The sequence below is a fragment of the Streptococcus equi subsp. zooepidemicus genome (assembly GCF_015689395.1).
Classification (GTDB): domain Bacteria; phylum Bacillota; class Bacilli; order Lactobacillales; family Streptococcaceae; genus Streptococcus; species Streptococcus equi.
This window is the reverse complement of the sequence record NZ_CP065054.1, coordinates 204,833-231,727: the sequence shown is the minus strand read 5'-3', so window position 1 is coordinate 231,727 and position 26,895 is coordinate 204,833. Positions and strand designations below refer to the sequence as shown.

Below are 26,895 nucleotides of genomic sequence, written 5' to 3'. Positions count from 1 at the left end.
CCTGATAGAGACCAATTTTTAAGGAGTTATAAATAATATAATCTTCCTCTATTCAGAAAAATGATTAACATTAACCAGCGGTACCATACTACTGGTCAAATCCCTCGCTTTTAAAAACTAACTGATGACAGTTTCATGAGACCTCTATTTCCCCAAAATACCACTTATTGCAAAGAGCTTTAAACCAATGTCAATTATTTTAAGATTATCTTTAAGATATCACAAATAAAAATCACTTAGCTATGAAAACTTTTAAAAGTTAATTTTTATTTGTTAATCAAGCCTATTTGAAGGAATCCACCTATTTAACTCTTCAACTAACTTATATACATAAGTTACAGGAAATTGTTGAGCAGCTGATGGAGTTGCCTCACTTTGATAATCTTGGGATAATCTTTTTGCATTTTTCAAAGCCGTATTTTGATATGGTTTTAACATTCTATATATATTTGAATCGTTCTTTTTATAAGAATCTGGAAATCCTTCTGATTGTTTAGATTTAAATATTTTATTTAATTTATCAATATACGAATCACGACCAATTTGAGAATTTAAGTATTCAAAATGTAAAATATACCAAAGTTCAAACGATTCATTGCTATAAGCGATTCCACAATTTTTATTTCGAGCCAAATCTACTGCTGTATTGAAATCATTATCTGGAAAGCTATCTTTATCAAACACACACCAAACTTGATCGTAAGAACCTTTTTTTGATTCTTCAATAGCATATTTTACCAGTCTTCTAGTATTATCTCCAATTCCTCTAGCTTCTATTTTTACACTAGCTACTTCAAACTGCTTAAAATAGTTAGGTTCTGTTTTCTCACCCTCACAAACAATCAAAATGATTGGCAATTGTTCTTTTTTACCAGTCTTTTTATCTCGTGAAAATTTATTCTTCCCCATAATAAATCAATCTCCCAATCCAGATTTAAAGATATTATGAATCATATCATTCTTAATATAGGGAATCGCTCCATATTTACCTCTTAAATAATTTTTAGCATATCTTTCATCACTACGAACAACTGAGCCATTGAACTTATATTCTGAAAGTGAAGTTAAATGACTCACCTCTAGTTCATCTTTTTCTACAAACCAAATCTGATCTCTTCTCAACAACTCCTGATCAAGAATATTTGAGTTATGACTCGTAATAATTAATTGAGATTTACTATTTTCAGTAGTATTGAAAAGTTCAATTAAATACTTAGTAACTAGAGGATGTAATAATGCATCTGCTTCATCAATTATTAAGACACCACCTTTTTCTAATACACTAATTATTGGACCCGCTAAACTTAAAAACACTCTAGTTCCGCTAGATTCAAAGCTATCAACATCAAATAACTTATTATCTACAATCATACCTTTGGAATCATAAATATTATGTTTAGATAAAAGACGATTCGCTTTATCACGAGCTTCCTCAGGAATTTCTTCATCAGATTGTCCCAATGGCTTTATCTCAAATTCATGTTGCTTAACATCTAAACCAGTAATATTAAAGTCTGCTACTTTAAGTAAATCCAATACTTTTATCTTATAACTGTCATCTTCCTTAATAACTGTTTTAGTAAATTTAGCATTATTTCCATATCCTGATAAAAAAGTAATATTTCCTGTAAGATACTTAATAATATCTTCTGCCAATTTTGTATTTGTCACAGACAGAACAGTTAAAAATAATGAATTAGAATTTGTTAAGCTAAATTTCAGATTTAGTTCATCTTTTGTGTGAAAGATTTTTTCAGAGTATGTTACTATACCACTAGCATCTCTTCTAAATATCTCTAAATCATCAACTGTTAGACTTTCTGAAGCTATATCTCCTTTATAAAGAGAAAAATTATATGTTACAATTTGATTTTCCATAAGAAATGATATCTCAAAATCAGTTGCTTTATCTTTACTTTCATTGTCCAATGAAAAAGTTAAGTTTTTAAAATTTCTTTTCCCTTCTTGTGAATCTCTCATAGAACGCTCAATAAAAGCAACCATAAACCCTAAAGCCTTCAGTAAATTACTCTTACCACTGGCATTTGCTCCAAAAATACTTGCAGCCTTTAGTAAATGAAAATCATTTTCCATTTCAATTCTATTATCCAATAATTCATTCAACTTTTCCGAAGAAACCATACTAAATGTAGCTTCCTTCTTAAAAGATGTAAAATTCTTAACTTTAAATTCTATTAGCATATTTTGCCTCCGAGATTTTTTCTCGCTACTATTATACCATAATTTCAAGAGTTTGGGACAAAAGGAGTTTCAGTTCAAAAAATAGAGTCTGATCCAAAATAGTTCTCAGTCACAAAAAAGCTAGAGCTTCCCAATGGTGGACCTCTAGCTTTTTAGTTTTGAGCGGTTCTCCTGTTGTATTTCAGGAGATTATTAGCCATGAGTACTAATCCCATGTCAATTTTTACCTGACGCTTCCCTCTCAGGTGACAACGCTTGTACCCCAAACAAGCCTTTATCTGCCTAAAGACAGGTTCCACATCAATCTTGCGTTGAGCGAAAATCCGTCTACCTTCGGGAGATAAAAGCGCTTGATATTCTTTAGCTTTTAACTGTTGATAGCGTTCATTAATATAGCATCCCTTTTGAGGAGTTGATTCAGGATCATCAGCGTAGTAGACTTTGATTTCTTGTTCAAAGCCCGTCTGTGTTTTCGTGTGTTTGATATGATGAAAACGATAGCACCACCCGTCAGGATGTGTATAGCGATCCTCTTTGTCATCATAGTGCCAGTTTGCCAAGTTCCTAGCCGACTGTTTGTCCCTTTTCTTCTGTTCCTTATCAAACATGGCATACTTCATCAAATGGTTCACATTGCTTTCATCCAAACGAAGGAGGTTCTCTTCGCTTCCGTATCCTGCATCTGCGGCAACTGTCTTTAAGTCATGTGGATAAGTTTTGAGAAATGGCAAAAGGGTTTTAGTATCTGCCTGATTTGGGAAGACATCATAGTGAAGAACAAATTGGTTTTCCGTTGCGATTTGAAGATTATAGCCAGCCTTGAGTTGACCATTCTTCATGTGGTCTTCTTTCATGCGCATAAAGGTAGCGTCTGTGTCTGTCTTAGAAAAACTGTTACGCCCTTCAAACGTCTCTTGATGGGTCTCATATTTTTTAGCGCGCACTGAAAAATCATCCGTCACTTTTCGTAGGACTTTCTTGAGTTTACGACGTTTCGTCTTTCGCTCGTCCTTGCCTTTAATAGGATTTTCTTCAATAGTTTGGTTAACAGCCTGTAACTCATCCTCCAAGAGCTGAGCAAATTCTGATAACTGTTGGGAAGTAACAGGCTCCTCCTCATCTAAAATGATAGCCTTTTGAATAAGTGGAGTGATTTCTTCTTGGAAATAGCTTTTCAATTTGGTCTGGAGTTTAGCTGAAAACTTATCAGTGGCTTTTTTCCAAACAAAGCTGTATTTATTGGCATTCGCTTCAATCTCAGTCCCGTCAATATAGAGACAGTCTAAAGTGACTAATTCTTCCATTTTCAAGCGAAGATTAAGGTCAATGAACAAATCACGAGTCAAGTCTTTCATTCCAGTAGCTACTCGAAAACGATTGATCGTCCGATAGGAAACCACCAACTGACCTGTTAGATACTGCATGGCGATAGTTTCAATCATCATCTTTTCGATCTTTCGCCCAGAAAAAATGCCTTGAGAGTAGGCGAATAGCAGAGAAGCCAGAAGCATTTTAGGATGATAAGAAGGACGACCGACTTCATGGTAGCAGTTCTCAAACACTCGTTCATCAAGTGTGTTCACTACCTGTTCAATCGTAAAGACTAAATGATTTTGGGGCAAGAAGGAACGGATTTCTAGTGGTAAAGTCGTTTGATTTGTGTTATAGTGACTGTACATGAGAAAACCTTTCTAATATTTTCTTGACAACTATATTGTATCAAGGTTAACTCATGAAAGCAAAAAGCAACGGCATTAAAACCGTTGCTTTTTGTCTGGTCGGGAACTATTATTGTCCCAGACTCTATTATTCGAAATTTAATATTGATTTTTTTCGACTAGCTTTGACATTTGTAAAAATTATTTATACTATCAATTTCACTAGATTGTAGAACGATCAAATCCTTGATTGAACAGCGTTATTAGCACCTATCATTATTATGACACAATCCCCCCCTTAGCAGAGCTCTTGCTAAAGCAAGTTGTGAGATGACCTTATCACCTGACATTAGCTTGGCTCATGCCTACAGCTAAAGGAAATGCCCTGCAAGGATAGCAGCACTTAGCCTGCTGGTCTACGGCGTGTCTCAGCTGCACCTAAGCTAAGCAAAGATTTGTACCAGGCTACCTTGTCTGACCTGCGGCAGCCCTTTGCCCTTGACATGCAGAGTACCGGGAAGAGAGCTGGCTGTGGAGCCATCAAAAGAAATGGTTATATGCCCTAGCTGAGCAAGATTTTTTTCAACAACAGCACCTACTGCTGTGATGTCATATGCCATTTGATCAATGACCAGCTGACCACCAACAGAGATAGGCCCAGACACTTGCTTGTTGTCAATCGTATAGCAAAAGTCTGCCAAGTCTGCGGGTGCTCCCTGACCAAAAAGAATAAGCATATTGGCAGCATTAATCATGTCTGCCGCCTCCGATCCAATAGCGGTAACTCTTGTTTCAAATACTTTTATCATACATTCTCTCTTCCTATCACACGATAGCTCCTTACTGATACAAACCAATGCTTGCAATCCAAGCAACAACAACTCGAGGAACACCATTTAAAAAGCGTGAGTAAAGCACAGATGGCACACCAACCTCTACTGTCTCAGCATCAGCCTCTGATAAACCAAGCGCTACTGGAATGAAATCACAGCCATTTTGCGTGTTAATGGCAAAAAGCGCAGGCAGAGCCATTTGTGGTGGAATAGTGCCTTTTCCAATCTCAACACCAATGAGCGTTCCGATGATTTGGCTAATAACTGCACCAGGTCCTAACAGCGGTGATAAAAATGGCAACGAACAGATAAAGCCAATGATAATCAAGCCCCAAATATTACCAGCCAATGGTACCATGAGCTTAGCCAGCCAATTTCCAACACCAGAGCCTTGAATAAAACCAATTAAAAGAGAGACAAATGCCATGAATGGCAGAATCGTATTGATCAAGGTCTGAATGGCCTCACGCGCCGCTTGGTTGAAGATCGCAACAACCTTACCTGCTCCCATGCCAATGCGAGCCACAAAGCTGTTTTCTGCACGCTGCTCTGTTATTTTCTTGTTGGTGTCATAGCTGGCAGCTTTTGGAGCTACAGGCTCAGGCTTGATGGTCTGTGCTTGAGCGTCACTGGCTGTGATTTGCTCAAGACCTACAGCAGACACGTAAATGTCCTCGGTAATGTACTGTGCCAAGGGACCGCTTTTACCTGTCGCCACGATATTAATGGTTGGAATGCCTTTTTTAGGGTAAATACCGCAGCGTAGGGTGCCGCCACAATCCACAATAGCTAAGGCTATCTCATCATCAGGGATTGAGGTAACAAAGCCATTGACCGCCTCCATACCTGTTAGGGCAGCAATTTTATCGACAATGTCAGGCTTTTTTCCACCGCCAGTAATATAGATAAATTTGTGCTTAGCTTCTGTTGGTGTAATGGTTAGCGGCCCACCATAGCCACCGCTCCCCTTAACAACTGTAATACTGTGATAAGTCATCATGCTACCTCTCTTCTATAACTCAATCGTCTTGCTTAATGTTACGCCCTGCTGCTTGGCCACGTAGGCTGTCGTAAAGTCAGTTACCCAGCCACCAACAAAGTTCATGATTAGCCCAACCAAGAGGTAACGAATCGCCAAGTCCATTTGGCTCAAGCCTAGCGTCTTGATACCTGAGGCAATACCTAACCAGACAAACAATTCTCCCGGATTAATGTGTGGAAAGACACCGTTTGACGTATGACAAAATTGCATTTGAGCGGCAACATAGCTTGGCTTGTAATACTCAGGCATAAAACGTCCCATACTGATTGCCATTGGATTACCCAGCATAAAGGCTGAAATAAAAGGTAATATCATGTAGCGACTGATAGGGTTTTTAGCAGAGATTTTCGCCAATTGATTGACCCTTTGATCTCCTAAAATACCAATTAAGGCATTCATTGCAACCAGCAGCATCAAGACCACCGGCACAATGCCAGTCATCCAGCTGACAAAGGTTTCACCACCAAGCTGGAAGAGCTTCATAAAGCCTTCCGCAAATCTTGTTATCATTTCCATAAATAAACTCCTCATATGATGTACTTAAAAGCATTGAGATAAGTAAGGCAATATAGACACACTGCCTGCTGGATAATAGCTGCTTGAGCTGAACTCAAAATAGCTCTTATGTTGACAGGACAAGCAATCAGTCTTGCTTTTGGTGCCTTACTTGAAGCGTGCTAGCAGCTGCTTGGCCTGCAGGGTCCAATCAAAGGCTGAGGCATACTTTGGGGCGTCCTCATAGACACCTGCCTCAACCCTCAAGAAGACCTCTCTTGCATCTTCAATGGCTAGGCGCAGCAATTTATTTTCTCGTCTAATCAGGGGATTATAGCGATCAAAGTAATGAATATCCTGACCAATGTAGGCCTGCATCGGCTTAAACCTGGCGGCCACTGTCACACCCTGCATTTGTCTAGCATCTAATACCTTACCTGACTGATCCAAGGCAAACATGACAATGGTTCCGGCCCTGATTTTCCCGGCTCTACGGCCAATGGCAACGCGCCCCTGTCGTCTAAGGCTGGCATAAACAGCATTGAAGTGCTTAAGCTGTCTCAGGCCTAACAATAATTGAAAAAGGTAAGCAGCTATGACAAATAGTCCAAAAATAACCATGAAACTCATTAAAAAACTCCTTTTTCCTTGGTAAATGCGATAAAATCAGCTTGATTTTTTAGGCCTCTTAGCTCCGCCTGAAGCTTATCGTCGCTTGCTATTTTGAAAATATCATCATAAATGTCCAAGAGATCAGCCTCCATCTGCGCTTCAACCCTCTTGGGAATAGCCACTAGAAAAATAAACTCCACCAGACAGTCATGCTCACGATAAGGTTCATCTAATAGGCCTAGCAACAGAACAGTCTTTGTTTCCTTGTCATTAATCGTATGTGGAAAGGCAATGCGATTACCAAATAAGGTTGATTGCAGGGCCTCACGCTCTAGCAGGCGTTGGCCAAACTGCCTGTCAACCAGCTGCTTGTCCTCAAGCAGCTCCGCCATTTCAATCAGGTAGTCAGTATAAGCCTTCCCCTTTGACAGACGAGCAAAGTGCAGGGTGATGGTCGTTAGGTTTTTCTGGTGATAATGATGTACCCTGCGCCATTCATTTTGCAGCCACTGGTCATCAAACAGATTCGTGATTTGGACAACAGGAGATTTTAGCTGACCAAACTTTAGTGGCACAGTAGTGAAGATGGCAAAATAGTGATCATTATCAGCCGGATTGAATTGCTCCTCAGAGAATTGTGAGATCAGCAAATCAGGACCTAGCACCTTGCTCAAGCGACGACAAATCATATTGGCAGTGCCACGACCTGTCGTGCAGACAACTGCAATTTTTTTCACTGTTGGCTCTGTCACATGCTCAGCGTCTTGCATCATCATTTCAAAATAAAGGGCCAAGTAGCTGCACTCAGATAACTCTATGGCACAGTCAAACTCCTCTGCTAAGACCTGAGCTGCGACATTGGCCATATCAAAGGCCAAGGGGTATTTGTATCTAATTTCTCCATGAAAAATATCATTGGCCTGAACATGAAAAATCAAACGATTCACTAAGAGCTTTAAATGCGTATGCAAAGCGACAAAAAGCTTGTCTTGGTCAATAGTCACCAAGAGACTGGCCTTGATTTGCTCAATCATTTTTGAATAAAGCCTGACAATGCTCTCTTGCAGGGGCCTTTCCTGATAAGCTAGGCCCTCGATGTATTGGATATTCAAGGGAAAGCTCATAAACTGACGCTCGTATTGGCTCAGTGACAGCTGGTAGGCTAGCTCGATGTGATAGACCAGCTCTTCCATAAAGGCATTGGAATCAACCTCATTGCTGTAGTAAGGAATAGGGTCTGTCAGATACCTCCCCTGACGCATTCGCTCAATGGTTATCGCAAGGCTCTTGGTCAAAAGCTCTTGGATTTTGCGTGGAAGCTGGTAGGTCTGATACAGCTCGTCTAGAAAAAACAAGCTATCACCAGACAGGCCCTGCGGCTCAAAGTATTTGTAAACCTCATGAACATAAAGCAGCCGAAGGTTCAACTCAGTGCCAACAGCCTGTATGCCATGATTGGGCTTGCCTTGAATCATGACCGAATAAGACCTAGCAAGGGCCTTGGCTGTCTTTAGGTCTTTATTGATCGTACTGCGACTGACGCCAATCTCCTCAGCCAAATCATCAATGACTAAGGCTGAGGAGCTTTGCAGCAGTCTTTTTAGAAGATAAGCTACTCGCTTGCTAGCGGAATTAAAATCACTAGCCTTACGTAAGCTACCAGCTAATATCGTCTCTAATCTAACATAATCATAGACCTGCAGCTGCAAAAAGGCGCCTTGTTGGGTGATGGTCGCATCTCCATCAAGAATGTCATTGAGCTGCTCAATGCTTTTAGCAAGGGTCTGTGCACTTACATCTAATTGAAGCCGCAGCTCTTCAAAGGCCATTTGATTTTGGGCAACTAAGGGCTCTAAAATGCGATACCAACGATTAACTAATGTCACGTCCTACCTCTCTTGTCAGATACTAGCCTCTCGTTTTACCACCTGCTACATTTGTTGTAATGCCCGTAATATAACTTGAGCGATCTGATATGTAATAAGCAACAAGGTCTGCTACTTCACTTAATTTACCGCTTCGTCCTAAAGGTGTTGTACTGGTCGAAGCATAGCCCGCACGAATCTGGTCAACGGTTTTTCCTCTAGTATAACCTAAAGCCTCTTCATAAGCCAATGTCCGCAGTCCTGTCGCCTCCATGATACCTGGTGCAATGCCGACAACTCGAACGCCATGCTTGCCTAATTCCTTAGCCCAAGAGCGTGTATAGCTGTAAACAGCCGCCTTAGTTGCCGCATAGGCGCTTTGCCCTTCTGAGCCTTCTAAACCTGCCTCAGAAGCCATGTTAATAATGACACCTGCTTTTTTAGCAACCAAAATACGTCCAACAGCCTGACTAACCAAATATAAGCCCTTTTGATTAATCATTGTTATTCTCTCGAAGGTCTTATCGTCCAGCTCATATTTCCCATGAGGGTCCTTAGGATCAACTAACAATCTTGGAATGTTGATTCCTGCATTATTGACCAGAGCGTCAACCGTTCCAAAATGCTCTACCACCTGATCCACAGCTGCCTCTACCTCTTGACGTGACGTCACATCAACCTTGATAAACAGCAAGTGATCATGCCTGTTGCCATTGTCAACAATATCAAAGTTAGCCACCTTAACGCCTAAGGCCAATAGCTCATCAACAATGGCTTGACCAATGCCTGATGAGCCTCCAGTGACAATCACTGTCTTACCTGAAATGTTTAACCAATCTGTCATAACAGCCTCCTTTAAAAGATTTTAACAGCTTTATTATAAAACGCTTACAAGATGATATTAAGACAGACTTTTTTTCATATTCTAAAAATATCATGAACTAATTGATTAGCCCTTACGAAGTAATGACAGCCCATAGCACTCTAAAACAGCTCTTAGACAAGCTGATGATATGATTCTTGATCACTTAAGCCTCCTGTAAGCATAGGCGAAGGGCTGGATTGCCTGATGGAAATCACCAGCTAAATCGCCTGACCAATGCTATTTGAAGCGTTTGACACCTTCTTTTCACAAAGTCACAGCCCAGCAGCTACAGCTAACAGCAGCATATTAAACGAGCAGCCATTGAGACTGATCCTACTAAGCGTAGACCCCAAAAAGCCTGACTTAAATAGTATTCAAAATAGGACAAGAGCCCTCAGGAACAATAACCTAGCGCACTACTTGCCTTGACAAACCTGACCGACCTTGAAAAGAAGCAAAAAAAAGAGCCTCTCACGAGACTCTTTGTTATGCTTTAGCGTGCTTGATCTGGCTAAGCAAGGCTTACAAGCGTGCGTTGAGCGCTGCTCCTAGCTCTTCAAAGCCTGGCTTACCAAGAAGGGCAAACATGTTTTTCTTGTAAGCTTCAACACCTGGCTGATCAAATGGATTGACCCCGTTGAGGTAGCCTGAAAGGGCAATAGCAAGCTCAAAGAAGTAGATCGTATAACCTAGTGTAAACTCGTCTTGCTCTGGAAGCGTGATAAACATATTTGGTACACCACCATCTGTATGGGCAAGAAGGACACCATCTGTTGCTTTTTTGTTGACAAAGTCAACGTCTTTTCCTTGTAGGTAGCCAAGGCCATCAAGGTCCTCAGCCATTTCTGGGATAATCACATTTTGACGTGGCTTGTCCACACGAATCACTGTCTCAAAGAGGTTACGGTAGCCTTCTTGGATAAATTGACCAAGAGAATGCAGGTCTGTTGAGAAATTGGCTGAGGTTGGGTAAATACCCTTTTGGTCCTTGCCTTCAGACTCACCAGCCAGCTGCTTCCACCATTCGCTAAAATACTGCAATGATGGCTCGTAGTTTGCCAAAATTTCAGTCACATAGCCTTTGCGGTAGAGGATATTGCGGACCACAGCATATTGGTAAGCGATGTTTTCTGAGATTTTATCTGATGATAAGTCCTTACGAGCTGCATTTGCTCCTTCCATCAGCGCGGTAATATCAGCCCCTGATGCTGCAATTGGTAGCAAGCCCACAGCTGTCAGCACTGAGAAACGGCCACCAACATTATCTGGCACAACAAAGGTTTCCCAATGATTTGCATCAGCCTCAACCTTAACGGCACCCTTGACCTTATCAGTTGTCGCATAGATACGCTTGTTGGCCTCTTCTTGACCGTACTTTTTAACAAGTAATTCTTTAAAGACACGAAAGGCGATTGCAGGCTCTGTTGTTGTACCAGACTTAGAAATCACGTTAACAGAGAAATCCTTATCTTGAACATAGTCCACAAGATCAGCAAGATAGCTTGATGAGATGGAGTTACCAGCATAAAGAATTTGTGGTGCTTTGCGCTCTTTTGCTGTTTGTAGGTTGGCAAAATGGCTGTTTAAAAAGTCAATCGCAGCCTTAGCACCAAGGTAAGAGCCACCAATACCAATCACAACAAGAACGTCACTGTCAGCCTTAATCTTCTCAGCTGCTTTAAGGATACGAGCAAATTCTTCTTTGTCATAGTTTTCAGGTAACTCAAGCCAGCCCAAGAAATCTGATCCAGGTCCAGTGCCCTGACGTAGTGCCTGGTCAGCCTCTGTTACCTGACCTTGTAAAAAGTCAATTTCATGCTGTCCGGCAAATTGCTCAAGAACCTTTGAATAATCAAATGTAATATGTGACATTATTTTACTCCCTTAACTTTTAAAGTTTCATTAGTATCATAACCTTTTCTATTCAATATTTCAATGTTTTTATATTTAAGAAACAGATGGCTACCCCTAGCTACCCGATAATCATCTCTTTTCAAAAGCTTTTTTAATGGCATGGGCTTTTTCACTTACCTCTTTTGGTTGAACGACTAGGCTTGATTTGGGTGATGTGGCAGCCTCTTGGCATAGCCCTCCTTCACCACCTGACGGCTGCGCCCTATAGCCACACTGTCTGCCGGCACTGACCGGGCTATCGTAGACCCTGCTGCTGTTAAAGCATTCTCCCCAACCTCTACCGGAGCTATCAAAGTCGAATGACTCCCAATAAAGGCATGACTGCCAATCACTGTCTGGTATTTCCTTTGACCGTCATAATTAACCGTAATGCTTCCTGCACCAATGTTAACCTCCGAGCCAATCTCGGCATTCCCCAGGTAAGTCAAATGCCCTGCCTTGGTATTGGCACCTAAATGGGACCCCTTAACCTCTACAAAGTTCCCAATATGAACACACTCATCAAGCTGAGAGTCTGGGCGAATGTGGGCATATGGCCCTACTGTCACTCCATCTGCTAAGACTGAAGCCTCAATCACCGACTGGCTTACCACTACGCCCTCACCAAGCCTCGAATCAAGGATATAGCTCCCATTGGTTATAACACTTCTGCTGCCAATTCTAGTCTGTCCCTTTAAGGTCACATTAGCTTCAATCAAGACGTCCGGCGCAATCTCTACACTACTTTCGATATAGGTAGCTGCTGGATTTTGCAGGGTCACCCCATTAAGCATGTGCTGCCTATTGATCCGCTCTTGCATAATCACCTCGGCCTGAGCTAGGGCTAGGCGATCATTAACCCCTAGGCTCTCATCAAAATCCTTCAGCAGGTAGGCCCCAACCTTTTCTTGGCTGGCCTTGAAAATACTGATCACATCGGTTAGGTAATATTCCCCTTGGGCATTATCAGTCGTGAGATGCTTTAGAGCCTCAAAGAGGCGCTTATTGTCAAAGATATAGGTCCCTGTGTTGATCTCCTTGACCTCTTGCTCTGCCTCATTAGCGTCCTTTTGTTCAACGATGTTGACCACCTCTCCTGATGCATTGCGAATGATTCGGCCGTAGCCAAAGGGGTCCTTGGCACTGGCTGTGAGAATGGTTGCCACATTCTTTTCTCTGATATGATAGTCTAGCAGCTCCTTGAGGCTTTCTCCTCTGATCAAGGGGGTGTCACCTGCAATCACTAGGGTCTGCCCTTCTAAGCCAGATAGCTCCTCTTCTGCCATCATGACTGCATGACCTGTTCCCAGCTGCTCCTCTTGCACCACTGTCAGTGATTGATCACCTAGGACGGCACGTACCTGCTCTGCCTGATGGCCGATCACTGTGAGCTGCTTTTGAGGAGCTAGGGCTGAGACGCTATTGAGGACATGCTCCAGCATGCTTAGGCCTGATACCTTGTGCAGCACCTTGGGAAGCGCTGACTTCATGCGCGTTCCCTTTCCAGCTGCTAGGATAATGGCGTAGTTTTTCATGTTTTGATTCCTTATTTTTAATCTAATTCCTTATGCTTATCTGCCTGGTTTTGGCTTTTGGTATTAATACAAGTCAGCCTAAAAAGTGAGATACCAATCCTCTAGTATCCCACCTTAAAGCTCTAAATGCTTTTAAATAGCTCTGCAATGGCTGATCAATAAACGCCTATTTCTTGACGTCCTTGTTCAGTTGCTTACTGAGCCTTATAATGTAGTCAGTGAGGTCGTCCTTGACCTGAGGGTGCTTGAGAGCATAGTCAAGTGAGGTCTTCATAAAGCCAAACTTGTCCCCAACATCATACCGCTCTCCCTTAAACTCCCTCGCAAAAACCCGCTGTGTCTTATTGAGCTTGTCAATCGCATCTGTCAGCTGAACCTCATTGCCAGCACCAGGTGCCTGATTCTCCAATATGGCAAAAATCTCAGGTGTCAACAAATAACGTCCAATAATCGCTAAGTCACTGGGTGCCTCATCAGGACTTGGCTTCTCAACAAAGGTCTCTACACTATACAAGCCCTTAACAGCCTTTCCTTGCGGTGCAATCACACCATAATTAGAAACCTCCTCATGCGGAACCCTCATCACAGCAATCGTTGAGGCGTGTGTACAGTCATAGTCCTCGATAAGCTGCTTGGTCAAGGGCTTGGTACTAGGATTGGTAATATCCATGAGGTCGTCTCCTAGCATGACCACAAAGGGCTCATTGCCAACAAAGGCCTTGGCTTGGAGGACAGCGTCCCCTAACCCCCTAGGGTGGCTTTGACGAATGAAGTGCAGGTTGATGGCAGTGGTCTCATCAACGAGCTTGAGTAGCTCGGTTTTGCCCTTGGCTTGGAGATTGTATTCAAGCTCGAAGTTGGAGTCAAAGTGGTCTTCGATAGAGCGCTTGGCCTTGCCGGTGACGACAAGAATCTCCTCGATACCTGCCTTTAGGGCTTCCTCGACGATGAATTGAATGGTTGGCTTATCAACGATTGGGAGCATTTCCTTGGCCAGTGCCTTAGTGGCAGGTAGGAAGCGGGTGCCTAGGCCGGCGGCTGGGATAATGGCTTTTCTGACCTTTGTCATGAGTTCCTCCTTGATTTGTGGTTCCTTATGAGTGCCACTTGTTTTTTGACTAGTCTCTTCCAAAGACATCTCTCGTGTAAACCTTGTCAATGACATCTGCTAGGTCGTCCTCAAAGCGATTTGACACAATGATTGTAGACTCGTTTTTGAACTGCTCTAAATCCTTTACAACCCTATAGCCAATGTCCTCACCAAGCATTGGTTCGTAAATGACAATATTAACCCCATAGTCGTTGATGATATCAATAATATCTTTAATGGCGCTTTCTCGGAAATTATCAGAGTTACTTTTCATAATCAAGCGGTAAAAGCCAATCGTCAATGGTAGGCCAGGTTGCTTTTGATTAGATGCCATGTGTAATATTTGCTCAGCTAAATAGGATTTTCGTATCTTGTTGGACTCAACAATCGCTGACATCAAGGACTGAGGAATCCCCCTATAATTTGCCAACAGCTGCTTGCTGTCCTTTGGCAGGCAATAGCCGCCATATCCAAAGGAAGGGTTATTGTAATGGTTACCAATGCGCTGATCATGACAGACTCCTTCAATCACGCGCTGAGCGTCTAGACCCTTGCTTTCTGAATAGGTGTCTAATTCATTAAAGTAAGACACCCGCATGGCCAAAAAGGTATTCGCAAAGAGCTTGACTGCCTCAGCCTCCTGTGAGCCCATAAATAAGACCGGAGTATCCTTGCTTTTAGCGCCCTCCTTTAAAAGACCAGCAAAGGCTTTAGCAGCCTGAATAACCCTTGGTGAGTCGTCCTTTTCATAAGAAACAATGATTCGACTTGGATAAAGGTTATCGTACAAGGCTTTTGATTCTCTTAAAAATTCTGGGCTAAAAATAATACGATCTGTCTGGTATTTTTCCCTAACGTGCTTAATAAAGCCTAGTGGTATGGTCGATTTGATAACAATGGTTGCTGACGCATTTAGGTCTAGGACCTGCTCGATGACCTCTTCAACATGCCTTGTGTCAAAGTAGTTGCGTTCGCTGTCATAATTTGTCGGAGTAGCAATGATAATAAGGTCTGCATTGCTATAAGCGCTTGCGCCATCAAGCGACGCTGTGAGATTTAGCGGCGCATTTTTTAAATACTCCTCAATATCAGCATCCTTGATTGGAGATATGCCTTGATTAATCAATCTCACCTTCTCATCAATAATGTCAACAACAGTGACGTCATTATGTTGTGCCAGTAAAATACTCAAGGATAGGCCGACATATCCTGAGCCTGCTACAGAAATTTTCACTTCATTTTTTCCTTTGATACCTTAGTACAGTTAGCTACTGCCGGAGCTCAGGTGCCACACCTGAAGGATCATAATGACCTAGCCCTCACACCAAAGCTGACACTCAGCCTCTGGTTCGTCTTTATAGAGCTGCAAGCTAAAAGCTCTTAGCTTCAATTACAAGTGGGATAGCTTTCGTTTATGAGCTGCTCGAGTCGGATCAAAACTCTTTGTTCTTCCCTAGCTTAGTCCCTTTATCAGAGCATAGGTCAACTGGTCTACAATAATTTTTTACGTGTTCCCCAATCAGCATTTCTAATAGTAAAAAGAGAATACAATTTCAAGGGCTGTAGGACAAACAAATGCAGCACACCATAAAATGGAGATAATAAAAACGATACAGGGTGCTTGAGCATGTAGTGAATATTACGACAAAGAGCAACAATGAAGATAATCACCAGAAAGGCTAAAACCCTTAACCAATCAAATTCTCTGACATTGCCTACAAAGAAATCCACCACAGAATAAACAAGCATCATAAACATAGACACCTCAAGTATGGTCCATAGGGCTACAAAAGGATTGTTCATGATTTTCTTAACAGAAATAATGGACTCTCTAAAGAAGGACTTGTTCCAGCGGTTTTGCTGCTTCAAGTAAGTAGACATCTTGTCAGGAACATCTGTAATACATTTAGCAGTGGATTGATAAACAGTCTTTCCTAAATCAGTTGCATAGTTGGTTAAGCACCTATCATCACCGATACTTACAGGAATGCCCAAGAAAGTCTGGTTGATGTATCTGTCTATATTAGGAACCACCACCTCGCGTCTGTAAACGCTAAGTGGGCCTGAGCAAACAAGGATATTACCCGTAACTGATTGGGCAGCTCGTTCAACGCCAAAAGCATTATCGTAGCGAATATCTGTCAAGCGTGTTAAGAGATTGGTTTGTCTATTTCTGACATTAAGGTGACCCGTCGCAGCAAAAACAGTTGGGTCATTAAAGGTCTTTAACAGCTCCTCTAAAGCATCAGGATAGATATAGGTATCTGAGTCAACGGTCAAAAAGACATCAGCATCTGATCTTTCAAAGGCCCAAGCCTGTGCATGACGCTTTCCTTGATTTTTTTCTGACCGATGAACAATGACATTACTTGATAGGTCCCCAGTTTCACGCACATAGTCTTCAATGCGCTTAATACCTGTCTCATCAGCGCTTCCATCGTCAACAACATAAATTTCTGATAAAGGATAGGTTTGCTGTTGAACGCTTTTTAAGGTCTCTAGCAATGACTCAGCATCTTCGTTATAAGAGGGAATAATGGCTGCAACCTTATATTGCCCAACCCTTCCCTTAAATGGCTTGTAAAAAAAGGATAAGGACATTTTGACTAATAAATAAGCTATCAGCAAAAAGCCGTAAATTGACAAGCTTCCTTTAGCACCAAAGAGATAAACATTGACGTAAATCAACAGTACCCAAAAGATACTAAAGGCCACAACAGTTATGAGGTTTTTTAAAGTTCCCATAGTGATTGGATTGTTCCTTTCTTGCGCTTTGTAATTTGCCTTTAAACGCTAACCATAATATACTATCTGTCACAGCAAGCAAACAAGGTCATTAATTTACCATTCTATTAAAGATAGATTAATCTTAGTGTCATTACAGCTTTTTCTAAGATTTGCCTATGCTTACCCAGTCATCAATTCCCTACAAAAGACAAATAACACCTGAGGTAGTCTGTGGCTGCTGCTAGCAGCTAAATGGCCCGTCCAAAACCAAGGCGCTTTGGACAGCCGCTTTTCGCTCTCTTTTTTGACATCAAAAAAGCAGCCCTTATCAGGCCACTTCATATTGGTAACAAAGCAATTCTATAAGGAGCTCCTTAACGGATAAGGGCAAGAGGTTACTTTAGAGACTTGATGATCTCAATGCGAGTGATAACCCCCTCATGCATATGATCTACTCTTAAGGCAACATCAGAAAAAGCAATAGATGCCCCAATCGTTGCAGTTTTTCCTTCCTCTTCCAAATGGCGCAGCATTAAATCACGCATTAGCTCGTTTTTGTTAATAACCGGCAGCTCGACACGCGCTAGCACATTAGCTATTTTGACCTTTTGACTGCCCCGAACGATAATGCTTGAAGTATCATCAAAGCTTGTAAAGAGGTATTTTCGCGTCGCAAATAAAATAGCAAGAGCTATGACACTCAACAAAGAATCCTTAGCAGAGCCATGAGCGACAACAATTTGCCGAGCAATCGCAAACAAAAGCACCTCAATAATGGTCCCTGAGGTATGCTTACTCAACATTTTAATCAGCTCGACACCAATAGCAATACTCATGGCTTGGTTTAAAAAGCTCTGTAAATAGGTATCAATGCCACTTTTTATGGTAAAAATACCTGTCAAGGTCAAGGCCAAGCGCCCTGTCAGCACTAGTAACGAAATCACCAAGATGATGGAAATAATGATCTCAACATAATGAGATAGCTCATACAACCTAATCTGCAAATATTTTCTCATAGCAACTCCTTATCACTATTATATAAAAAATGCCATTATTTGAAAATAAAAAAAGAGCACACACCCGACATCGCTTAGGGCTGCTGGATTCCTCCCCTGACCCACTTCACGCACAAGTGTTGCTCCACTTTTATTGTAGCATATGTTGTACCCTAAAACAAGTCCTATTTCAAAAACGTCTCACATCTGGCTCATAAAGCTTAATTAGCTCAGCAGTAGGCCTGGCAAAGCTGATCAAAACAAACAAGCAAACGCTATCAATAAGGCCATACCTTAAAGCCAAGCTCGATTAGACTTGTGCTATAATGGTACTAACAAACCTGAGTGGAGATGATATGAAAAACAAGCTTAGCCTATTCCTGCTGGCAGCACTTACTATAGTCGGTCTCTCAGCCTGTGCATGGAGATCCAATCCTCTTGCTGACAAGGAGCAACAGCTCAGCCTGACTGGAGCAAGACGTCAGCAGGTGCTTAATCAGGTCGATCAACATTATTATTACCAGCAGCTTAGTCAGGCAGAAAAGGAAAATTACCTTCTTTTGTATGATAACCTCTCAGCCTTTCACGAGGTGACTAGCCTAGCACCAGCTTCTAAGCATAGCTTGATGAAAACCATTGATGCCTTTATGATGGATAATCCTGCCTTTTTTTGGATTACCTCAGCCAACTACCGCTTGGAGCGTTCAGATCAGGTAGCTTTTGTTACCTTTCCATTGCCAGAAGAGGTCGAACAAACATATCACAGGCTTCAAGCCATTGGAGATGATATCATCGCTGACATGCCAGCAACCAATGACTATGAGCGCGTGAGGTATTTTTATGAGTGGATCATCAAGCAAACTGACTACAATAGAGATGCCTTTGAGGCATATCAATCGGGTCATGAGGCCTTGATAGCCTCTAATCAAGACATTCGCAGTGTCTTTCTTGATCATCTTTCTGTCTGCAACGGCTATGCACAGGCCTTTCAGTTTCTCTGCCAAAAGGCCGGTATTCCCGTCACCTATATTCGAGGGTCAGTCACCTTTGATCGATCACAGGACGTTTTTACTCATGCTTGGAATACTGTTCAGATTGCAGGCAAGAACTATGCTGTTGACACAACCTTTGGAGATCCCGTCTTTGATCAAAACGAATCCATTAAACAACTAGAGGTTAATTATAACTTTTTATGCTTGCCAGACCAGCTCATGAAGCAGTCGCATCAAGCCAGCAGGGATATTGTGATCAATCAGACAGAAACCTTGACCGATGTCTGGACAATTCCTGAGTGCTCAGACGATTCTCTGCTCTATACCAAGCTCAATCACAGCTACTTTACTGCCTTTGATAGACCAGACATTCTGGCCAGTCTTGAGCAGCAATTAAGGACTAATCAGCCACAGACCAGCTTACAATTTGCTAATCAGGACCTCTACAACCAAATGGTAAGTGATCTTGAGCAGCATTCTGACAGCTACCATAGCCTGTTTCAAGCTTATTGGCCTAATGCTGCTGGCTATTTCTACAGTCTACACCCCAGCACCTTTAGCATTAGCTTTATCAATCAGCAATAGCCTAATACCCTGACAGACAAGCACAAGCGCTTATGGCATGGCTCTACCAGCCATTAAAGAGCTGTGCTAGGCTCTCAAGGGGCTTTTTTCTTGCTAATCGCTCAATGGGCTAAACCTTACTTTCCTTATCCTGCTTTTTCTGGTCACGCCTTTGCCGGAAAAAGGTCTGCATGAGCTTGGCACAGTCATCAGCTAAAAGACCTGCCTCAAGCTGTACACGATGGTTCAGGCGCTCATCGGTTAAGATCTGATAAAGACTACCAGCACCACCAAACTTTTGGTTGCTGGCCCCATAGACCACATGAGGAATTCGAGCTAGCCCAATGGCTCCGCTGCACATGACACAAGGCTCAATCGTCACAAAAAGAGTCGTATCCAAGAGACGCCAATTGCCTTCATGCACGTTGGCCTCACTAATAGCCATGATCTCAGCATGCATAATCGCCTGATTGCGCTCCTCACGAGCATTGTGACCACGCCCGATAATGTGACCAGCCTTCACAATAACGCAGCCGATCGGTATCTCGTCCTTTAGCAGCGATTTCTCAGCCTCCTTGAGGGCTTCTCGCATAAAATACTCTTGCTCTTGTTTGGAATAGCTCATTGAGATAGGCTCCCCAAATCCCAAGCCCTATGTGGCAGAGCAAGATCAACAGGAATCTGACCAGCATAGCCTTGAGCTTGCTGTCGCAGCACCTCCAAATGCCTCTTAGGATCAATCCCCTCTGGCGGCAGAGGCGGCATATGGGTCAAGACCAAGCGCTTCACCTTAGCACGACTGGCAAGCTGCCCAGCCTCTTTTGAGGTCAAATGCGCCATATGATGTTCATTGCCCTCATAAAGGTACACATCTGCTAAAAACACATCAGCCTCCGCAGCAAAATCAGCCAGCTCCTCAAAGTAACCTGTATCTCCTGTAAAGACAAGCACCTGCCCAGTTGCTCTTTCCACAATACGAAAAGCATAGCACACAACCGGGTGAACCGTCTTAATAAAGGTAATGTCAAAAGGTCCAAGAGCTTCAACCCCATCAACCTGATAAGCAATGCCCTTTGAGACACCTGGCAGAGTTAGCTTGGCAAACTCAGCCTCATCTTCGTCATGCCCATAAATAGGCAGTAGCCTTGGCTTGCCAAGATGCTTGGGATAGAGCTGATAATAATGACGCAAAACACCCAGGTCTGCCACATGGTCTGGGTGATAGTGGCTGATCATAACAGCATCTAAATCCAGCGGATTGATTTCTTTTTCTAATTCATTAAGAGAACGACTACCAGCATCCATCAATAATTGAAAACCGTCATGCCCTGTCACAAGATAGGCTGTCGTCCCAGCATCTTGATAGGGGTAGGCTCCCCAGGAACCAAGTGTTGTTAACTTCATCACAAAACCTTCCTTCATGCTTTGCCCTTATTATAACAAAAAATAGCAGCAAAAAATAAGTCCTAGTGTACAAGAGCTAGGACTTACAGGCTTGGTATTTAGTTGTTGGTGTTTAAAAAGCTGTCTTTATAGCTAACAGCAAGCGCCGTTGCGATGACTGCCTTAATAGTATCTCCTGGGATAAAGACAAGGCTAGCAACGAGCGATCTAGTAAGCGGCATGTCTGTATAAACCGCTAGCCAAATAGTCCCCAACAGATCCACCAGCAGGACACCAGAAATAAAGATTGCTAAAAAAGCAAGAGACCGATACCTTGCTAGCCAGCTGCGGTACAAGAATGCAAAAACTAGTGGAACAAAGAGCCAGGCCAAAACATAGCCAGCCGATGGTCCCATTAGGACTGGAACAGTTGTTCTAGAGCCTGAAAATACTGGCAAGAACAGACCAATCACTAGAAAAAGCAAGATAGACAGGGTTCCTTTTTTCCCACCTAAGATCAAGCCAGCAAGCATGACTCCTAAGTTTTGCAAAACAATCGGCACTGGAACAAAGCCTAGAGGAATCGCTGGAATAAGACCTAAAATAATGATTAAGGTGGTCATCATTGCCACCTTCACCAAGTCCTTGGTTGACAACATATCTCATAACTCCTTTGAAAAATAAATATCCTGATGCTTATGACAAGCTGGGTTAAAAGGGCTAAAACAAAAAGGACAGCTGCCACACTCATAATCAGATCTTCTCAGCAGTTGTCGGCAATGACCACAAATCACCGGATAGGCCTCCTTGTGATCTGTCGGCTCAAAAGCATGATCTTGAAGCGTGTTATGACAATGATAACAGGCATAATAAGCCTGACATCGAGCACACTTCAAGCCGACAATATCCAACACTGTGTGATAATGCACACAGCGATACTCCTGATCAAGCGCGATACCAAAACAGTTCCTCATGTCTTATCCTCTTATTAAAAGGATAAAGCATTCGTTTTATTTTGTCAACCTATATTTACAGATAGGGTTACTAAAAGCATTAAAAAACACCAAAAAAGCATAAGGTAGTCCTCATAGGCGGCTGCTTCTTACCAGCACCACACAAATAGCTATATGACTATAAAGGTTGGCTTAAGAAGGTTCAGATTTAACCGAGTGTGGGAAAAAGATTACCAATCTAGCTGCCAAAATACGGGGTCTCGTTTGACTATTTTTCCCTATTGAGATATAATGAGGACAGAAAAAGGGCAGTTGCTCTAAACAACTACCCTATGCAGAACCGTTTAAGACGGTGGCATATCTTTAATTATTAAAAAATAATCGTCGACCTACCAAAGTTCAGACGGTTATTTTTTATTGTTTAATATGACGATTGCAACAACTAAGCTGATTAAGGTAAGTAAGAAACTACCAAAAGCAAGCATGAGTTGAAGGGCCTCGTAAATAGACAATAAATCGCTCCTTTCTGTTGGATTTTGATGCATTGTCCATAGGCACCACCTACCTTTCAGAATAAGAGCCACCGCCTTAACTTTTCTGCAATGATCATTATATCACAATCACATGAGAAAGCTAGGCTAATTTAACATAGTCTAACATGATTATAAAGATCCATTAATAAGGCTCAGCTTTAATTGAATTTAACAAACAAGCTAGCCAAAATACGGGGTCTCGTTTGACTATTTTTCCCTATTGGGATATAATGACAATAGAAAAGGGCAGTTGCTCTAAACAACTACCCTGTGCAAAACCGTTTAAGACGGTGGCATATCTTTAATTATTAAAAAATAATCGTCGACCTACCAAAGTTCAGACGGTTATTTTTTATTGTTTAATATGACGATTGCAACAACTAAGCTGATTAAGGTAAGTAAGAAGCAACCAAAAGCAAGCATGAGCTGAAGGGCCTCGTAAGTAGACAATAAATCGCTCCTTTCTGTTGGATTTTGATGAATTGCCCATAGGCACCACCACCTTTCAGAAATAAGAGCCACCGCCTTAACTTTTCTGCAAAAACCATTATATCATAGTCACACAATAATCCGTCAAATCTTAAACTAATCAGGCGGCTTTTTTATGCTCTGACTATAGGTCTGAAGAGAAGATGCTAGATGTCTTAGGCGCTGTCCATTTGAACTACGAGGTCTTCTTTCTCACAGAGTATAGCCCCCTCTCTTTTTTCAGTTACTGTTTCGGAGGCAAGTTGGCATTTCGTCTAAATTGCTTTTGTTTTTCCCTGAGCATTCGAAAAAATCCTTTATTTCTACCTGACATATCACTAAAAGAGGGTCCTGTGACCCTCTTTTATAGCTATCTGTTAGAGAGATATGCAATGACTAATCTTGCTTTTTCTTTAAGCTTAGAACACCTGCGCTGGCAATAACGCTAACCGCAGCAAGAGTAAAGAATGGATGGCTTGCTTCTCCTGTAGCTGGTAGGACTGCTTTTTGACCTGTTGGGGACGCTGATTTACTTGGTGCTGATTTAGGAGCTGGTGCTTTAGGGCCAGCTAACTGCTCTGAAGCCTTTGGAGCTTCTGGTGCAGGAGTCTTTTCAGGTACTTTTGGAGTCTCTGGTTTTTTTAGTGCTTGTGGCTGCTCTTGTTTCTCCGGTGTTTCTGGAGCCTTTGGCATTTCTGGCACCTTTTGTGATTCTCCCTGTGGACCGGTGTCACCTTTTGGTCCTTGCTGACCTGGGGCTCCTTGTGGGCCAGTATCACCTTTTGGTCCTTGTTGACCTGGCTCGCCTTGTGGACCGGTGTCGCCTTTTGGTCCTTGTTGACCTGGTTCGCCTTGTGGGCCAGTATCACCTTTTGGTCCTTGTTGACCTGGCTCGCCTTGTGGACCAGTATCGCCTTTTGGTCCTTGTTGGCCTGGCGCTCCTTGTGGACCAGTATCGCCTTTTGGTCCTTGTTGGCCTGGCGCTCCTTGTGGACCAGTATCGCCTTTTGGTCCTTGTTGGCCTGGCGCTCCTTGTGGACCTCGTTCGCCTCGAGGACCTGCAGGGCCTACTGGACCTTGCTCACCCTTTAAGCCCTGCGGACCTGCGGGACCCATTGGACCTTGAGGGCCTGGTATCCCTAATGAATCTTTCTCATACAATTTGTATAATTGCTCTGATTGGCCTGTCGATTTTTTTAAAAATTGCTCCACTCGCCATAGATATCTTAAAACATTTTCTAACATTCGACCATTGTTATAATGTGTCGAAGTTTCCCAGTCACTTGAGCTACCAGAACCAGGCTTAAGTATTTCGTTTTTTATGAACTTTTGAAAGAAATATCCTTGATTATACATCGAAGGATACGTAAAGTCTTCTGCTTTTACGTTACCGGCTCCCCCTAAGCTAGCTATGGTTGCTAGGGCGACAACTGCCGAGCAGATACCGTACTTCTGAACAAGCCTGATACTTGTTTTCTTATTCTTCATGTTTCTCTCCTTTTAGTTTAGAAATGTTAACGATTTCTAATCTTTTTTCTTCCAAAGAAAATCTTAACATGACACTTGCGGGCTGTGAATATGTTTTGAGGAATTCGCTTCCGTAGTTTCGTTTTTTTTTTTTTTTCTAATCAAAGGGTCAATTGTCTGACGCTAGTGTCTTTTGGCATTGGCCTTTAGCTTAGGAAGACTGCCTATGTTAGCGAGCTTTTCATTAGCTTATCCGTTTTGATAAAGGGTAAGCAACGAGGATAATCTGGCTTTGTCTTTTACTGTTGTTAGATTTTTTAATGTTTTTTGATACCTGATGACTTTTAAAGAAAGCCTTCTTTTGATAGGCAAGCTTAAAAGGCCTAGGCGAAAGCCTAGACCTTTATACGATTTAAGACTAGATCTCACTGCTCTTTGGCCCTGTCATGCTTAAAAATTGCGACTTGAGCTATTGTAACCATAGCGCTCAAGGAAATCCTGACGAAACTCTAAAAGGTTATCGTCCAAGATAGCTTGACGCACCTGCTTCATGAGGTTGACCAAGAAGTATAGGTTATGATAACTGGTCAAGCGCATGCCAAAGGTCTCATCAGCCTTTAAGAGATGACGCAGGTAAGCACGCGTGTAATGCTGACAGGTGTAGCAGTCACAGTTATGATCCAGTGGGGTAAAGTCCTCTGCAAATTTGGCATTTTTCACCACCAGGCGTCCCTCACTTGTCATACAGGTACCATTGCGAGCGATACGCGTTGGCAGGACACAGTCGAACATATCAACCCCACGAATCACCCCATCAATCAAGCTATCAGGCGCACCGACTCCCATCAGGTAGCGTGGCTTATTTTCAGGCAAAAGGGGCGTTGTGAAATCAAGGACGGCATTCATCTCAGCATGGCTCTCCCCAACTGCCAAGCCACCGATAGAATAGCCCGGAAAATCCATGCCCACCAGGTCCGCAGCAGACTGACGACGCAGATCCTCAAAGCCTGCCCCTTGCACAATACCAAAGAGGCCTTGGTCATGAGGACGACGATGGGCCTTCAGACCACGCTCTGCCCAGCGGCTGGTGCGCTCAATTGACTTTTTCACATAATCATAGGGCTGGTAAAATTGCGGGCACTCATCAAAGCTCATCATAATGTCAGAGCCTAGGTTATTTTGAATAGAGATAGCCTTCTCTGGTGATAAAAACATCTTTGAGCCGTTCAGGTGATTTTTAAAGGTCACCCCCTCCTCAGTGATATTTCTGGAGTCTGCCAAGGAGTAAACCTGAAAGCCGCCTGAGTCTGTCAGGATTGCCTGATCCCAGTTCATAAATTTGTGGAGACCACCTGCACGCGCAATCAGCTCATCTCCTGGTCTTAGCCATAGGTGATAGGTGTTTGATAAAATAATACCTGACCCAATCTCCTTGAGCTCCTCAGGAGACTGTGTCTTAACCGTCGCCTGTGTCCCTACCGGCATAAACATGGGAGTCGGAAAGGTCCCATGCGGGGTGATAATCTCACCGAGACGAGCACCTGTGTGCTTTTCCTTTTTAATCAAACGATAAGTAATAGGATAATTAGTCATTGTTTCTTTTTTCCTTGCTATCAAGATAAACAGTCTTGAGCGTTTTGCATACCACTTACAAAGCACTTAGCCAAGCGGTATGGGCTTGTTTAGAGCCCTATCATTTTATCAAAAAATCCCTGACTTGTCATGCCCTCAAAGAGACAATAGCTCTGAACAATGACGGTATGGGTATCACTGGCTCCTAGAATATGGTATAATGTACCAAAGGAGTTGTACGATGTCAATTAGAGAAATAAAACGTGAAGCTAGGCAGACTTTAAAGGGACTAAAGGGGAAATACCTCTTATTTTTAGTACCGATTATCTTATCTATTTTTTACTCAGGAATTGAGGTTCATCAGACCTATGTGACTACTCAGGGGATTGAGGTATCAGTCGGGGCAAGCTACTTTCCTTTGATTGTTCTGATAATGCTGACGGTCTTTACCTTATCAGCAGCCTATACCATGCTAGAGGTTATCCGCTACTATCGTCGTGAGGTCTCTTTTTCAGAGGCAACGATAGCTTTTTCTGGAAACTTGTTTGGCAAGGTTCTTGTTTTGTTGATCATCAAATGGCTTTTATTTGTCCTATGGTCTTTGATTTGGATTGTTGGCTTGGTTATCCTAACGATTAGCTCTGCGGCATTACTGACAAGCTACAATACTGGTGCTGCTGTGATGACTCCAATCATCTTTATGATTGTTGGTCTTGTGATTTTTATTGTCGGACTTATTGTCTATATGAATCGTTATTGTGCTTACAGCATGGCTGAGTACATTCTCTATGACAAGGTCAAGGAAGGCACCTATTTGGGTGCTATTACGGCAATCGAAGAGAGCAAGGACATGATCTCAGGCTACAAAGGAAAGTATTTTTTACTGCACCTTAGCTTTATTGGCTGGTTTATCCTAGTGATCTTGTCTTTTGGCCTGCTCTATATCTACGTACTGCCTTATTACACCACTGCTGATGTGACCTTTTACCACCGTTTAAAGCACATTCACGATGAAACAGAGCTGCCGATAGATGCTGAAAGACTCACTATCACAGGCTCAAAAGAAGCCCCATCTGCTATTAGCTAGCCTTAACGATATGCCTCTATGTCTCTCATGACCTTGTTCAGAGTAGACATAGAGGTTTTTTGCA

General features: G+C 42.5%; 25 protein-coding genes and 1 other RNA gene. 2 read left to right on the top strand and 24 right to left on the bottom strand.

Translation table 11 applies throughout. From position 1 onward, the window contains the following. Positions 1-273 precede the first annotated feature (273 nt). From I2432_RS01225 to ffs, 16 genes are all read right to left on the bottom strand, one after another. The gene (locus I2432_RS01225; protein WP_012514872.1) at positions 274-909 is read right to left on the bottom strand and encodes an RloB family protein; all 636 of its coding nucleotides are present in this window, start codon (positions 907-909) and stop codon (positions 274-276) included. 6 nt (positions 910-915) lie between these two features. After that, positions 916-2,202 (bottom strand): AAA family ATPase, encoded by a 1,287-nt coding sequence (locus I2432_RS01220; protein ID WP_012514871.1) that lies wholly within the window; start codon positions 2,200-2,202, stop codon positions 916-918. Between the two features lie 152 nt (positions 2,203-2,354). Beyond that, positions 2,355-3,881, bottom strand: a complete 1,527-nt coding sequence (locus tag I2432_RS01215) for an IS1182 family transposase (RefSeq protein ID WP_206158935.1) — start codon at positions 3,879-3,881, stop codon at positions 2,355-2,357. A gap of 422 nt (positions 3,882-4,303) precedes the next feature. After that, on the bottom strand, positions 4,304-4,669 hold the full coding sequence (locus I2432_RS01210) for a PTS glucitol/sorbitol transporter subunit IIA (RefSeq protein WP_115250528.1): 366 nt from the start codon (positions 4,667-4,669) through the stop codon (positions 4,304-4,306). Between the two features lie 31 nt (positions 4,670-4,700). Then, positions 4,701-5,690, bottom strand: a complete 990-nt coding sequence (srlE, locus tag I2432_RS01205) for a PTS glucitol/sorbitol transporter subunit IIB (protein ID WP_037580510.1) — start codon at positions 5,688-5,690, stop codon at positions 4,701-4,703. 15 nt (positions 5,691-5,705) lie between these two features. Further along, a complete protein-coding gene (srlA, locus tag I2432_RS01200; protein ID WP_012677306.1) occupies positions 5,706-6,251 on the bottom strand; it encodes a PTS glucitol/sorbitol transporter subunit IIC in 546 nt (181 codons plus the stop codon). Between the two features lie 147 nt (positions 6,252-6,398). Further along, entirely contained in the window at positions 6,399-6,860 is a 462-nt protein-coding gene (locus tag I2432_RS01195) for a transcriptional regulator GutM (protein WP_206158934.1), read from the bottom strand. Beyond that, complete coding sequence (locus I2432_RS01190) at positions 6,860-8,728, bottom strand: BglG family transcription antiterminator (protein WP_206158933.1); 1,869 nt, start codon at positions 8,726-8,728, stop codon at positions 6,860-6,862. The genes I2432_RS01195 and I2432_RS01190 overlap by 1 nt, the downstream gene beginning before the upstream one ends. 22 nt (positions 8,729-8,750) lie before the next feature. Further along, complete coding sequence (locus I2432_RS01185) at positions 8,751-9,551, bottom strand: SDR family oxidoreductase (RefSeq protein WP_012514864.1); 801 nt, start codon at positions 9,549-9,551, stop codon at positions 8,751-8,753. Between the two features lie 543 nt (positions 9,552-10,094). Then, positions 10,095-11,444 carry a glucose-6-phosphate isomerase gene (locus tag I2432_RS01180; RefSeq protein ID WP_012514863.1) on the bottom strand — a complete coding sequence of 450 codons (1,350 nt, stop codon included), beginning with the start codon at positions 11,442-11,444 and terminating at the stop codon, positions 10,095-10,097. 176 nt (positions 11,445-11,620) lie between these two features. Continuing rightward, on the bottom strand, positions 11,621-13,000 hold the full coding sequence (glmU, locus tag I2432_RS01175) for a bifunctional UDP-N-acetylglucosamine diphosphorylase/glucosamine-1-phosphate N-acetyltransferase GlmU (protein WP_206158932.1): 1,380 nt from the start codon (positions 12,998-13,000) through the stop codon (positions 11,621-11,623). 166 nt (positions 13,001-13,166) lie between these two features. Further along, positions 13,167-14,069 carry a UTP--glucose-1-phosphate uridylyltransferase GalU gene (gene galU, locus I2432_RS01170; protein ID WP_206158931.1) on the bottom strand — a complete coding sequence of 301 codons (903 nt, stop codon included), beginning with the start codon at positions 14,067-14,069 and terminating at the stop codon, positions 13,167-13,169. A 49-nt stretch (positions 14,070-14,118) separates the two neighbouring features. After that, positions 14,119-15,324, bottom strand: a complete 1,206-nt coding sequence (hasB, locus tag I2432_RS01165; protein ID WP_206158930.1) for a UDP-glucose 6-dehydrogenase HasB — start codon at positions 15,322-15,324, stop codon at positions 14,119-14,121. 257 nt (positions 15,325-15,581) lie between these two features. Continuing rightward, positions 15,582-16,835, bottom strand: a complete 1,254-nt coding sequence (locus tag I2432_RS01160; protein ID WP_206158929.1) for a glycosyltransferase family 2 protein — start codon at positions 16,833-16,835, stop codon at positions 15,582-15,584. Positions 16,836-17,212: 377 nt separating this feature from the next. After that, the gene (locus tag I2432_RS01155; RefSeq protein ID WP_043038431.1) at positions 17,213-17,833 is read right to left on the bottom strand and encodes a hypothetical protein; all 621 of its coding nucleotides are present in this window, start codon (positions 17,831-17,833) and stop codon (positions 17,213-17,215) included. Positions 17,834-17,873: 40 nt separating this feature from the next. Next, positions 17,874-17,969: signal recognition particle sRNA small type (ffs, locus tag I2432_RS01150), an RNA gene on the bottom strand. Between the two features lie 199 nt (positions 17,970-18,168). On the opposite strand from ffs, the gene I2432_RS01145 reads away from it, so the two are divergent. Next, positions 18,169-19,389, top strand: a complete 1,221-nt coding sequence (locus I2432_RS01145; protein ID WP_206158928.1) for a transglutaminase domain-containing protein — start codon at positions 18,169-18,171, stop codon at positions 19,387-19,389. Between the two features lie 109 nt (positions 19,390-19,498). On the opposite strand, the gene tadA is transcribed toward I2432_RS01145, so the two are convergent. The 8 genes from tadA to tgt form a co-directional block, all read right to left on the bottom strand. Beyond that, the gene (gene tadA / locus I2432_RS01140) at positions 19,499-19,993 is read right to left on the bottom strand and encodes a tRNA adenosine(34) deaminase TadA (protein ID WP_042669878.1); all 495 of its coding nucleotides are present in this window, start codon (positions 19,991-19,993) and stop codon (positions 19,499-19,501) included. After that, complete coding sequence (locus I2432_RS01135; protein WP_206158927.1) at positions 19,990-20,772, bottom strand: MBL fold metallo-hydrolase; 783 nt, start codon at positions 20,770-20,772, stop codon at positions 19,990-19,992. Before I2432_RS01135 ends, tadA begins: the two co-directional genes overlap by 4 nt. 98 nt (positions 20,773-20,870) lie before the next feature. Beyond that, positions 20,871-21,410, bottom strand: coding sequence for a biotin transporter BioY (locus tag I2432_RS01130; protein ID WP_164336088.1), 540 nt, complete (start codon positions 21,408-21,410; stop codon positions 20,871-20,873). Between the two features lie 3 nt (positions 21,411-21,413). Next, positions 21,414-21,725, bottom strand: coding sequence for a CHY zinc finger protein (locus I2432_RS01125; RefSeq protein WP_206158926.1), 312 nt, complete (start codon positions 21,723-21,725; stop codon positions 21,414-21,416). A gap of 386 nt (positions 21,726-22,111) precedes the next feature. Next, the gene (locus I2432_RS10405) at positions 22,112-22,249 is read right to left on the bottom strand and encodes a putative holin-like toxin (RefSeq protein ID WP_080332469.1); all 138 of its coding nucleotides are present in this window, start codon (positions 22,247-22,249) and stop codon (positions 22,112-22,114) included. A 333-nt stretch (positions 22,250-22,582) separates the two neighbouring features. After that, positions 22,583-22,759 carry a putative holin-like toxin gene (locus I2432_RS10400; RefSeq protein ID WP_269457116.1) on the bottom strand — a complete coding sequence of 59 codons (177 nt, stop codon included), beginning with the start codon at positions 22,757-22,759 and terminating at the stop codon, positions 22,583-22,585. Between the two features lie 342 nt (positions 22,760-23,101). Next, positions 23,102-24,193, bottom strand: a complete 1,092-nt coding sequence (locus tag I2432_RS01110; protein ID WP_206158925.1) for an LPXTG cell wall anchor domain-containing protein — start codon at positions 24,191-24,193, stop codon at positions 23,102-23,104. A 429-nt stretch (positions 24,194-24,622) separates the two neighbouring features. Then, positions 24,623-25,765, bottom strand: a complete 1,143-nt coding sequence (gene tgt / locus I2432_RS01105; RefSeq protein WP_206158924.1) for a tRNA guanosine(34) transglycosylase Tgt — start codon at positions 25,763-25,765, stop codon at positions 24,623-24,625. 220 nt (positions 25,766-25,985) lie between these two features. Between tgt and I2432_RS01100 the strand changes: the two genes are divergently transcribed. After that, positions 25,986-26,831, top strand: coding sequence for a DUF975 family protein (locus tag I2432_RS01100; RefSeq protein ID WP_012677289.1), 846 nt, complete (start codon positions 25,986-25,988; stop codon positions 26,829-26,831). Positions 26,832-26,895 lie beyond the last annotated feature (64 nt).